Here is a 12,094-nt window from a genome sequence, read left to right on the forward strand (position 1 = left end):
CAGAATGGAGAAATGCAATGCAGATTTTTAAACGATATAAAACACTGTGGATGATGGGCATCATTATTGTTCTGGCCATTCTGTTCATCACCAACTTCAACTATGTTGTTGACGGGGTCCGGTTTTTACTGAACTCCTTCAGCTCTCTTGCGGCCGGGGCCGCTTTGGCTTTTACCCTCAATCTGATCATGGATCCGGTTGAAAAAAGACTTCGTGAAAGTACGAAGCCGTTTTTAAGAAAAAATGCCCGCACTCTGGCCATTACCACTTCTTTTCTGGTGGCTTTAGGCTTGATTGTGCTCATTCTTTCGATTGTTATTCCAAATATGATCAATGCTTTGCGGATGTTGACCAATGAAGCGCCAACGTACTTCAAGGAACTTGGTGACCTGTTCCAAAAGCTTTTTGAAAAGTACCCGCAGGCGGCTCAATACTTTGCCAATGTGAAATTTGACTGGGCTGCCACCCTCGATTCGATCGTGCACTTTATTACCAAAGGTTCTACAACCGGAAATATGATGGACAGCACCTTCAATCTGGTCACCACTGCGGTGGGCAGCTTTGTCAACCTGTTTGTCATGATCGTCTTTGCGGCGTATGTGCTCTCGGAAAAAGAACGCTTTGTCAGAGCGTATTACCAGCTGACCGATTTATTCATGGCTCCAGAACGCCGTGTCCATCTGACAAGAAATATGCGCATCATCAACCAGTCCTTCAAATCCTTTATTTTAGGGGAGATCATTGAAGCCTGTATTCTTTCGACGATGTGTATTGTCGGCATGCTGATCCTGCAGCTGCCCTATGCGACCATGATCGGCATTCTGGTCGGTGTCATCAACATGATTCCCATGATCGGGGCCTTTATTGGCGGCGGCATTGGCGCGTTTATTATCTTTACCATTTCTCCAACCAAGTGCCTGATCTTCCTGGTGTTCTTATGTGTCATCCAGCAGATCGAGTCCAATATTTTCTTTCCGCGTGTGATTGGAAACAAGGTCGGGCTGCCGGGGATCTATGTCATGATCACCATCGTTGTCGGGGGTACCATGTTCGGCGTTCTGGGCATGATTCTGGGTGTTCCCCTCATGGCTTCCCTTTACAAGATTCTCAAAGACTACCTTGCGGAGGTGAAAGCCATGCATGCCAAACGGGCTGAAGAAGCAGCCGCCGCAGCGCAGGCTCATCCAGATGGAACGGTGTTGGTAAAACCAGCTCAGCCGGGAACAGCCGAAATTTTGCGCCAGGCAAAACAAGTGACAGATGAAACTGAAAGACTGCTTCACTTTGGAATGGAGGATTCGGCTTCTTCAGCGCCAGATCAGAAGTAGGAAAACGACAGGGCTGTCTGGCTTGTCAAATTGGCGAATCGAATCTGTCCAGTCTGGGAAAGGAATCCAGCTGACCAAAAAACAACTCAGCTTCGTATTGAGGGGCTGGGTTTTTTATGGCAGCCAAACAGCCCCAGTCTGCGCGCAGAGATGAATTCATCTTGATCCTCCATCCAGGAAGCTTGTCTGTTCTTTTCATGATTTTCCTGAACTGTTTATTCGTTTGAGGAAAATCAGGCCAGAACTGAAGGTTGGCTTTCATCGACTCGCCTTATCGCTCTGGACAAAAGGGATTAAAGGATAATCCGAATCGATTACAGACGGGCAATCTGAATGCGAGTTTGAGGGGGAATCGATAGACTCATAGTAGAATGATTATCAAGAAAGAGGTGTTCGCTATGTCTATTCGTCATGTTGAATCCGTTGATATGTTTAAAGAGATCGTTAACTCTCACCCAGAAGTCCTGATCGATTTCTTCGCTACTTGGTGCGGTCCTTGCAAGATGTTACATCCAGTTCTGGAAACTGTATCTGAAAAACTCGAAGGCAAAGTTGTTGTTGCCCAGGTTGATATCGACCAGCATCAGGATCTTGCCGGTGCCTTTAATGTACAGTCTGTTCCAACTCTGATCTTCTTCAAAGATGGAAAACCAGTCCTGGCAACTGCCGGTTACATGGATGAAGCCGGTCTGACCCGTTTCATTAACGCCGCCGAAGCGAAATAAGTCCAGACAGTCTGATTCTCATTCAGCGAATCTGCCATTATCCTTTTTGGATGATGGCTTTTTTCTTGTCCTGTAAAGGAAAATACATCACGATGAAATAAAGAAATTCTAAAGAAAGCGCTTCAAAAAGTGCGAACTCAAGTATAATGAGAATTAATAAGATCCACGGATGCTTTTGCAATCCCGATCAGGAGGAAATATGAGCTTTAAAACTGATCAGCGTCATGAAGACTTCCGTCAGAAAGTCCGTGACCTCGCCGAAACCAACATTCCAGCCATTGCGATGGACCTTGACGAAAATAATAAGTTCCCACATGACTTCGTCGCAAAAATGAAAGAAGCCGGGCTGATGGGCCTGCCTTATGAAACCAAATATAACGGCGCAGGAGACGATGTGCTCTCCTACGCCATCGCTGTTGAAGAACTCTCCCGCGTCGATGGCGGGATTGGGGTTATCCTGTCCGCCCATACTTCTTTAGGAACCTATCCAATCGCCGCTTTCGGTACCGAAGAACAGAAAGAAAAATACCTCAAACCACTGGCTTCTGGTGAAAAACTGGGTGCCTTTGGTCTGACTGAAGAAAATGCCGGATCCGATGCTGGCGAAACAGAAACAACTGCTGTACTCGAGGGAGATCATTACATCCTCAATGGAAAGAAAATCTTCATTACCAACGCCCCAGTGGCGGATACCTACGTTGTCTTTGCGGTGACAACTCCAGGCAAAGGGACCCGTGGAATTTCTGCTTTCATCGTTGAAAAAGGATGGGAAGGCTTCACCTTCTCCGATCATTACAACAAGATGGGCATCCGCTCCTCCTCGACTGCCGAACTGCACTTCAAAAATGTAAAAGTACCAAAAGAAAATCTGCTGGGCCTGGAGGGCCAGGGCTTCAAGATTGCGATGGCCACCCTCGATGGCGGTCGAATCGGGATTGCCGCGCAGACTTTAGGCATTGCGCAGGGCGCGTATGAAGACGCTCTTGCCTATGCCAAAGAACGCATCCAGTTTGGTGCGCCAATCGCCGTCAACCAGGGGGTTTCCTTCAAGTTGGCCATGATGGCAACCAAACTCGAAGCGGCTCGTCTGCTCGTTTATAAGGCAGCTGAAATGAAAGAAAACCACGAACCTTATTCCATGAACGCCGCCATGGCCAAACTGTATGCGTCCGATATTGCTCTGGAAGTGTGCAATGATGCGCTGCAGATTTTTGGCGGCAGCGGCTACCTTAAGGGAATGGGCGTTGAAAGACGCTATCGCGATGCCAAGATCACAACGATCTATGAAGGCACCAATGAAATTCAGCAGGTTGTTATCGCCTCTAACATCCTTGGCAAACTCAAAAAGCAGGCCAAGAAAGAAGCAGAAGCAGCGGCAGCCAAAGACGCTGGCGGCCGTAAGCAGCAAATGATTGACGAACTGAACCTGAAAGACTCTGTTCGGAAACTTGCGGCAATCCTTAAAAACGACTTTGATTTCTCTGCTTCTGAAGATCCAGAGACTCCAATCCGTTCGGCCAAGAAAATTCTTGGAATCGGCCAGGGGGTAGAAACCAAAGAAAATGCGGATAAGGCCATCCAGGCGGGTAAAGACATGGGTCTTGTCATCGGCGGCAGCCGGCCAGCAGCGGAAGTTCACCACTTCATCGGCATGGATCGCTTCATTGGAATGTCCGGCCAGAAAGCTGACAATGCGGATCTCTATATTGCAGCGGGAATTTCCGGTTCCAAACCGCATCTCAAAGGAATGGAAAAGGTTAAAACAGTTGTGGCTATCAACAACGATCCAAATGCCCCAATCTTCAAGAATGCAGATTATGGCATCGTTGGAGATCTGAACGAAGTTCTGCCCTTACTGGTTGAAGAACTTGGCTCACCAAAAGAAGAAGTCAAAGATCTTGGCGGCCTTTATCAGTGCACACTGTGTGGGTATATCTATGATCCAGCTGTAGGTGATCCAGAAAGTGGCGTTGCCCCAGGCACTCCATTTGCAGATCTTCCAGAAGACTGGAGCTGCCCATATTGCGGTGCGGCAAAAGAGGATTTCGAACCTTATAACGGTTGATCCAGCAGCCACTCAAGCTGAACAGTTTCCTTTCGATTCTGTTCAGCTTTTTTCGATTGGATCGACTGGCGGCTGCTTGTTGTTGCAGGAAGACTTTCAAAGTGGATGCTGGTTTTCTTTTGATGGTTTTGCCGCAGTATGACTATACTAAAAGTATCTCTTTGCATAGAAATTCCAGAAAACTCCATCAGGATCCTGGATCCTTAGAAAGGCTTGTATGGAAAAACAATTTGACAAGATTCTGGAGGCCCAGAAGCAGTTTTTCGCCACTGGGCTGACTTATGATGTAAATTTCCGCAAAAATTCGCTCAAACTGCTCAAAGGAGCAATGCTTCTACACGAAAAAGAAATTCTTGATGCTCTGCATACTGATCTTGGCAAAGGTCCTACAGAAGGGTATATGTCTGAATTTGGCCTGACCCTTTCAGCCATTGACTGGCAGATCCGCCATCTTGACCACAATGCAGCGCCTCATTATCATTACACCCCGCTGCATGAATTTCCGGCGATCTCCAAAACCATCCATATCCCCTATGGAAACGTGCTGATCATGGCGCCCTGGAACTATCCGTTTTTACTGGCCATGGTCCCCTTAGTGGAAGCACTGGCAGCTGGGAATACCGCAATCGTGAAAACCGGCCATGCGGCCGCGGCAACTTCCAAAGCCATTGAAAACCTGCTCACTTCGACCTTTGATTGTGAATATGTTGCTGTTTCGACAGGCGGACGCGATGAAATCAGCGCCCTGCTGGATCTGAAATTTGACTATATCTTCTTTACTGGCGGCAAGAAACTGGGCTCTCTGGTTTATGAGTCAGCAAGCAGGCAGATGACGCCAGTGACGCTTGAACTGGGTGGCAAATCGCCAGCCATTGTCGATGAAACCGCTAACCTGGCTCTGGCGGCCAGACGGATTGTCTTTGGCAAATTCCTCAATGCTGGCCAGACTTGCGTCGCACCGGATTATGTTGTTGTGCATGAATCCGTCAAAGAGCCTTTTTTGGCAGCATTAACCAATGAAATCCGCAAGCAGTATCCAAACCCGGAAGATATCGGCAAAATCATCAATGAATCTCACTATGAACATCTGATTTCGCTGGTCGACCCATCCAAAGTCGTCGTTGGCGGCAGCGCCTCTGGACCGACGTTACAGATTGAAGCTACCGTCATGGACAACGTGGACTGGGATGATCCGATCATGCAGGAAGAAATTTTCGGACCCATTCTGCCGATTCTGACCTACAAAAATTTCAAACCGCTCATGCGAAAGATTGCCTCACTGCCAACGCCACTGGCTTTCTATTTATTCAGCCGGGATAAACTCCACCAGCAATATGTCGAACGCATTCAGCCCTATGGCGGCGGCTGCATCAATGACACCATCATCCACCTGACTTCTGACAACCTGCCGTTTGGCGGCATGGGGGCCAGCGGAATCGGCCATTACCATGGCAAATATGGCTTTGATACGTTCTCGCATGACAAAGCCGTGATCCAGAAAGGCGCTCTGGATCTTCCGATGCGCTACAACGACCGCAAGCCATGGATGGCAAGCCTCATCCGGCTGGTTCTCCATTAGCGACCGGAAGCAGCAACCAGACAAAGTCATTCAGGCGCCTATTGTAAAACCCGCCTGAAAATGGGAAGCGAAGACGCAAACCACCCGCCCGGAAGAGGAAATTCCCCACCGGGCGGGTGGTTTTTCACTCTGATGAAGTTGGTCCTTCCATTCTGATGGTCACCAAAGCCAGAAAAGGATCCATGACTCTTTATACTCAAGGAAGTAGAGGAGTGATTACTCATGATTAAACAGGTTACAAGCAATGAAGATTTCGAAACCATCATCAATTCCAATCCAGCGGTCCTGATGGAGTTCTATGCCAGCTGGTGCCCCCACTGCAAAGCTTTCTACCCCGTTCTTGAAAAAGCCAGCGAAAAACTGAACCAGGAAGGAATCATCGTTGCCCAGACTGAAATTGATACGTTTGAAGATCTCGCCAACGAATATGATATCCAGTCCATTCCAACGTTAACATTCTTTAAAAACGGCTCCCTGGTTGCAGAAAGCGCCGGCGGCCGGGATGAACAGGCCGTTTTTGACTTTGTCGCAACAGCACGCAACGAACAATAGGATCCAGACAGCAGACGGAACCAGGCCTGCTTTTTAGAAAAACTGCGTTTTAATTCAGATTTTCGGATTCCGATGGATCTAAAAACAATAAACCTCTTTTAGACATCCTGCCGGAGGGATTTTCCAGTCCGAAGGCAAAGAGCCTAAAAGAGGTTTTTATTTCTTTGGTTTTACGAGAATTCAGATTCACTGCGTTCTTTCCAGTATCCAGTGCCAAGGATGGATGGAAAGCCAACTATTCTTTTCAATGAAAGCTGGTTTTGAATTCTGGATTCCTTAGACTTGAAGCGGTGTGTTTACCATTTCGTTGCGAACGTTTTGAACGTACTCAAGACTTGTGTGCATCACTTTGGCGATAAAGGCATTGTCGTCGCCGCCCTCAATAAAATAGGAGCGAATGGTCTGCTTCCTATTTTCTTCTCTTGCTTTTTCCATCTCTGCCTGCGCTTGAGCGCGTATTTCTTCTTTTGCTTTTTCCATCTCTGCCTGCGCTTGAGCGCGTATTTCTTCTTTTGCTTTTTCTACCGCTTTTTCGACTTCTTCTTGAATCAGTTCTTTAAAAGCGTTTATCATAATTTTTTCCCTTCCTTTGTGTGCTTGAGCCAAGTTTCCACTTTCCGCAAAGCTGGAATCTTGATCTTACTCGGATCAGTACTGTTGAGGTCGCGCATCAGATCCCCCAGCACATCATCGCCGTTGTATAAAGCATTAACAAGGCAGATGTGGCTATGGGATTGTGACATGACTTTCTTTGGAGTGCTGCCGTAGACTTGAGCATATTCAATGCGGCAGACAGGATGACTATCGAAGCGCAGTTTCCACTCTGGCAAAGAAAAGAAGGCCGGATATCTGAAGTTCAATGTTGGAAAGATTGCCTTTGTCGTCTACCGCAAAAATATCCATCGCAGCTGAATGGCTGAACAATTCTTTCATATACTTGTGCGTTTCTACATAGCCAACAGTGAGGATACTTTCAAGTCCCGCTTTTTCAAAAAATGGACTAATAGTGATTGCTTGGATAATCTCAATTTTTGTTGGAAGATGGCTTGGATTCTGGATCACTTAGACTTGAAGAAGTGTGTTTGCCATTTCGTTGCGAATGTTTTGAACATATTCAATGCTTGTGTGCATTACTTTGGCGATAAAGGCATTGTCGCGTCCGCCCTCAATAAAATAGGAACGAATGGTCTGTTTCTTACTTTCTTCCTTTTCCTTCTGTATTTCCGCCTGCGCTTGAGCACGTGTGTCTTCCATTTCTTTTTCCATTTCTGCTCGCGTTTCTTCTCTTACTTTTTCAACTTTTTTTTCTAATTCTTTTTTTACTTCTTCTTGAAGCAGTTCATTAAAAACACTTGTCATAATGTTTTCCCCTTCCTTTGTTTCCTTCAGCCAAGTTTCCACTTTCCGCAAAGCTGGAATCTTGATCTTACTCGGATTAGTACTGTTGAGATCGCGCATCAGATCCCCCAGCACATCATCGCCGTTGTATAAAGCATTAACGAGGCAGATGTGGCTATGGGATTGTGACATGACTTTCTTTGGAGTGTTGCCGTAGACTTGAGCATATTCAATGCGGCAGACAGGACCATCGTCGAAGATTGGTTCACCTGTCTCTTTCCAGTACTGCTGGTTTGTAATAAAGATCGTCCAGGTATCTTTAGAGTTTTCGTAATCTTCGCCAGGTTTCAGGCTATATTTGTTCAACGTTGAAGAGTAGTTTTCAACTCTGGCAAAGGAGAGAGAGCCGGATATCTGAAGCTCAATGTTGTAAAAATTACCTTCGATGTCTACCGCAAAAATATCCATCTCGGCCGAATGGCTGAATAATTCTTTCATGTCTTTTTGAGTCTCGACATAGACAATGGTGTGGACGATCTTAAGGCCCATTTTTCGGAAGACCGGATCAATGATTGCCTGGATAATCTCAATTCTTTGTTCTATTGTACAATGACTGAGGATCACTCTGCTGAAAACATCGTCCAGAAAGCAAAGTCTTGTGAGTACCTGGAAGATTTTTGTCTTCTGGTCAAGCCGATTGCCTTGATCAGACTGTTTTTCTTTTGTGGATTTCATTTTTTTCACCACTGAGAAGATGCATTGTACCAAAGCTTCTTTAGAAATCTAACGCACTCTGTGTTTAAGTTAGGACGTAATTTTGCTTGCGTCTGTCCAGAAAAACTGAATGCGTATTTCTTACAGATGAGCCTGAATTTTTAGGAGAGTTTTGGTAGTGGTATCTTCAGTGTCCTTTCTAATTGCATATACGCAAAAAAGCCGGTCTGTTTTCGTTTTCTCAAAAAAATCAAATTTTCGTTGCATGGTCTGGTCTGGCAGGTTCAGGATTGGCTGAATCTTTTCAAAAACAGGCAGGATGGTAAGGGAAAGAGACTCTTTCTTCACCAAAAAAGCCGCCTGAACGAAGATCAGGCAGCTGCTTAAGGAAATAGATTCAGGATGAAAAAACAATGTGTAATAAATGGAAAGTCGTTTAGAGCAGATGAAAAAAGCCCTCCTTTTTATGGAGAGCAAAATTGAAAAGGTGGATCAGAAGTTGTCCGGCGCTTTTGCCAGAACTTGGCTGGTCAGGTCATAAAAATCACCGTACATCGTAAACGAAAGGGGAAGGGACAGGTCAAATTTCTTTTCTTTGAGGAATTCACGCTGGACATCAATTCTTGAAAGGTCTGAGTGGGCAGTTTCAGCTTTCATGACTGGAATTCTGGCATCAAGAAAAGCATTCAGATAGGTCGTTTCATTTCCACCTTGGGCAGGAGTTTTGGCCTTCTTTTTCGCTTCGTTTCGAATGGCGCCAAAGCTTTGGGGATCGTCCCCGTCACTGTGAACGATCAGCGCATCATAGTAAATATACTGACCAAGGGGAGAAAGGCCATCTTGGGTGGCAGCCTCGATGGCTGGATCCATGTATTCTTCATTGATGATTTCATTTTGGGCCTGCATCATCGCTGCAGTTTTGGCAGCTTCTTTCCAGGCCTGGCAGAAGCCCTCGCCAAGGTTTTGGTGAGAATCACTGCCATTGACTTTTTCCAGGGCCGGAATATAGGCGGCCAGTCCATTGTCTGGGCAAGTCTGGTATAAAGCTTCACCACTTCCAACAAATCGCCAGTACCGGATGTAAAGCCAACAAGGCCAGCGGTGTAGCCCCGGCCATCGCCGATATCCTCGATATAGCCATACTCATTCCAGTACTCTAATGTTGAATTTTCGGCAGCACTGACCAGTGCATAGACCGTTTTGCGCAGAAGACCTTTCGAAATGTTTTCTTCTGTAAATAAAGCAGTATTTTCTCGGCTTTCGTCATCCACTGAGGGCTCTGTTTCGTATGTTTCTTCGGTTGTGTCTTCGGATTGAATATTATTTTCTGAAGCGCATCCCCATCCTTCGGTTGCCATCAGAAAGGCCAGAAACAGGACAGGAATTCTTTTGGATCGCATGGAATCATCCTTTCTGTAAAGGTCTATCCAGATAGAAATTATCTTCAGGTAGTTTTTGTTGCTTTACAAACGGAAAGCCTGAATCAGAATCCTGCAGCTTTTTGCCAGAAAAGAGAAGGGAAAAGACGAGTGATGATTTGCGAAAAATAAAGAGGAAATGATCATCGGATAATCATTTCCCCAACATCCCTGCGCCTTGAACACACTGTTCCATAAGCGCTCCAATTCGTTCTATCGGATCTTCGCATTCGTTGTTGAGCCACTCCTGGAGAATGGCCATCAGCCCACGGACGTAGAAAGCCAAAAGATACGGACGATCTTTTTCTGGAACATGAAATCGTTCGAGAAGAGGAGTAAAGATCGGTTCGAAAATTTGACCGTAGGTTTCTTCAAGTTGCAAAATCCCTGTATTTTCCAAAGCGGTTTTAAACAGTTTCTGGTTTTTCTTGATGTAGCTCAGAAAAGGAAGGAGATATTCTGGCGTAATCAGATACAGGTCGTCCAGTGGTCCGGTATGCAGGCGGTTTGCGGTGAATGACTCAAGCTCGACAGTATGTTCTTTCATGTAAGTTACAAACTGAGTATGCATATACTGAACGCTTTCATTGAGCAGATCGCTTAGCGTTTCATAGTGAAGATAGAAAGTAGAGCGGTTGACGCCAGCCTTTTCACAAATTTCTTTAACGGTGATATTTGAGAAATCTTTTCTGGCCAGGATAGAAAGAAAAGCTTCGTCCATCCGGATGGCGGTATTGAAATATTTGCTTTGTGAACGATTCAAGAAATCTCCTTTTTGGTGTGGCTTTTTGCCAGAGGAAAAGAGCTGACCATGCCGGCACAGTTGCTGGCAGGTTTCAGGTTTCAGATTTCGAAATTTTACTCCAGGATCAGTGTTGTCACAATATCAAAAACGGATAAAATCGTATCAGATTGCTCCAATATGACTTTATCCGTAAAAAGAGTATCCGTATTGATTCACGCAGAGTTTTGACTTGATTTAGGATGGATCGTATGACCAAACTGGTTTCTTTACTGCCAGCTGCTGGCTGGCCTTTTTCAGCGGCTTTTAAATCATCTCTTTTTTATACAGGTAACTGTTGAAACTGATACTGACCAATCCGATGAGGCCAGCCATAATCCCCAGAATCAAGGTGAATGTGGATCCATTTTCAAAGGCGTTCATAGACAGAAGAACACCAATAATAATCGTCGTGATTCCGGCCATTCCCAGCAGACAGGCACGGATAACTGCGGGAAGATCTTTTTTACCATGAGCCGTTGGATGGAATGTGTTCTTTGGAGCGTATTGATGGATGGCCCGATGGGTATAAGTTTTATTTGTATTCATTGTTTTTTCCTCCTTCAATGAAATGGAATGATGGAAGTATATCCGCGATCGAACTCTAACAGAACAACACGAAAGACGATTTGTGTTGGATTCAGAAATTTGTTGCGGCCAGGCGAAAGAAAAGCCCCTGATCCAAGATCAGAGGCAAGTCTGGTATCGGTTTGAAATCGAATGGTCATCAGGCGAAGAGTAGAAAACTGCAAGAGAAGAAAAGAAATTCAGTTTTCCACAGGGAAATGTCAAAAGTAAGGGAATAAAGATCAAGCAGATTGGCTCCATGATGATGAAATACGAATGATGGACAGCTTGGAGCAATCGTAAGATTTGTCAGGTTTGACTTGGTGCTTGAATGATGAATTTCGCAGTTTTTATTTGTTTTCGGCAGGCTGTTCTGGTGTTTCAACAGAAGCTTTTAAAACTTTCTGGCTGGAAACGGCAACGATTTTGTTTTCGTTTGTATAAGCATGAGCCTGAACGACTGGAGCGGAAGGTTTTAATACGGTGTATCCAACAACGGCGGCGATGGAAAGGCTGGTTGCTAAAGCGATCAGTTTGCTCAGGTTTGTGTTCTGTTTAGAAGTAGTTGTGCGTGTCATAATTATTCCCTCGATGCATCTGCATCTTTAACTTTCTGTATGGATGGAAAGGAAGAAGTGAAGATTCTCTTTGTTTTTGAAGAGGTGTTCTTTATATCTCCTTAACTCTGTCTTTATTCTATCCTTATACTCGACATTTGTCCAACTTTTATTCTGTATTTTTGCTCATTTTTTAAAAATCTAAAATTAGAAAGTCTATCAATCTGAATTAGTAGATGATGTATTATGAATACGGTTTATTACAAATCTTTGAAACGATTAAATCTACTTTAAAATTCAATAAATAGGCTATTTTGGTTTGCTAATGAATCTTATATTGTGCTTCATCCAGAATCGTTTCTTTAAAAGTGTAAAGAAAACCAGGGTTTTTCTTTAGACTGAAATTAATGGTGCCTTAATTCATGGTGCGGGATGAACCTTAATTTCATATTTATGAGGATAAAGGTCTG

Annotated in this window: 11 protein-coding genes and 2 pseudogenes; 6 read left to right on the forward strand and 7 right to left on the reverse strand. The window is 44.9% G+C overall.

Annotated features, from left to right (window positions below):
• Positions 1-17: 17 nt before the first annotated feature.
• The 6 genes and pseudogenes from U4956_RS07855 (at position 18) to U4956_RS07875 (ending at position 6,249) form a co-directional block, all read left to right on the forward strand.
• Positions 18-1,328: an AI-2E family transporter gene (locus U4956_RS07855; RefSeq protein WP_323090019.1), complete on the forward strand. Its 1,311-nt coding sequence runs from the start codon at positions 18-20 to the stop codon at positions 1,326-1,328.
• 398 nt (positions 1,329-1,726) lie between these two features.
• On the forward strand, positions 1,727-2,053 hold the full coding sequence (trxA, locus tag U4956_RS07860) for a thioredoxin (protein ID WP_395528219.1): 327 nt from the start codon (positions 1,727-1,729) through the stop codon (positions 2,051-2,053).
• 199 nt (positions 2,054-2,252) lie between these two features.
• Positions 2,253-3,374: pseudogene (locus U4956_RS14415) on the forward strand (acyl-CoA dehydrogenase); the annotation flags it as partial.
• A gap of 87 nt (positions 3,375-3,461) precedes the next feature.
• A complete protein-coding gene (rd, locus tag U4956_RS14420) occupies positions 3,462-4,118 on the forward strand; it encodes a rubredoxin (protein ID WP_416347421.1) in 657 nt (218 codons plus the stop codon).
• 217 nt (positions 4,119-4,335) lie between these two features.
• The gene (locus U4956_RS07870; RefSeq protein ID WP_323090022.1) at positions 4,336-5,697 is read left to right on the forward strand and encodes an aldehyde dehydrogenase family protein; all 1,362 of its coding nucleotides are present in this window, start codon (positions 4,336-4,338) and stop codon (positions 5,695-5,697) included.
• 222 nt (positions 5,698-5,919) lie between these two features.
• Positions 5,920-6,249 (forward strand): thioredoxin family protein, encoded by a 330-nt coding sequence (locus U4956_RS07875; protein WP_323090023.1) that lies wholly within the window; start codon positions 5,920-5,922, stop codon positions 6,247-6,249.
• 276 nt (positions 6,250-6,525) lie between these two features.
• Here U4956_RS07875 and U4956_RS07880 read toward each other — a convergent pair whose 3' ends face one another.
• The 7 genes and pseudogenes from U4956_RS07880 to U4956_RS07915 form a co-directional block, all read right to left on the reverse strand.
• A complete protein-coding gene (locus U4956_RS07880) occupies positions 6,526-6,822 on the reverse strand; it encodes a hypothetical protein (protein WP_323090025.1) in 297 nt (98 codons plus the stop codon).
• Positions 6,823-7,050: 228 nt separating this feature from the next.
• The gene (locus U4956_RS07885; RefSeq protein WP_323090026.1) at positions 7,051-7,311 is read right to left on the reverse strand and encodes a hypothetical protein; all 261 of its coding nucleotides are present in this window, start codon (positions 7,309-7,311) and stop codon (positions 7,051-7,053) included.
• Positions 7,312-8,085, reverse strand: a complete 774-nt coding sequence (locus tag U4956_RS07890) for a hypothetical protein (protein ID WP_323090028.1) — start codon at positions 8,083-8,085, stop codon at positions 7,312-7,314.
• A gap of 708 nt (positions 8,086-8,793) precedes the next feature.
• Positions 8,794-9,701, reverse strand: a pseudogene (locus U4956_RS14425) (chitosanase).
• A 172-nt stretch (positions 9,702-9,873) separates the two neighbouring features.
• The gene (locus U4956_RS07905) at positions 9,874-10,482 is read right to left on the reverse strand and encodes a TetR/AcrR family transcriptional regulator (RefSeq protein ID WP_323090030.1); all 609 of its coding nucleotides are present in this window, start codon (positions 10,480-10,482) and stop codon (positions 9,874-9,876) included.
• A 285-nt stretch (positions 10,483-10,767) separates the two neighbouring features.
• Complete coding sequence (locus tag U4956_RS07910; RefSeq protein ID WP_323090031.1) at positions 10,768-11,049, reverse strand: hypothetical protein; 282 nt, start codon at positions 11,047-11,049, stop codon at positions 10,768-10,770.
• Between the two features lie 368 nt (positions 11,050-11,417).
• Positions 11,418-11,645 (reverse strand): hypothetical protein, encoded by a 228-nt coding sequence (locus tag U4956_RS07915; RefSeq protein WP_323090032.1) that lies wholly within the window; start codon positions 11,643-11,645, stop codon positions 11,418-11,420.
• Between the last annotated feature and the right edge of the window lie 449 nt (positions 11,646-12,094).

Source organism: Allobaculum sp. JKK-2023, from assembly GCF_034745455.1.
In the GTDB taxonomy this organism is placed as follows: domain Bacteria; phylum Bacillota_I; class Bacilli_A; order Erysipelotrichales; family Erysipelotrichaceae; genus Allobaculum.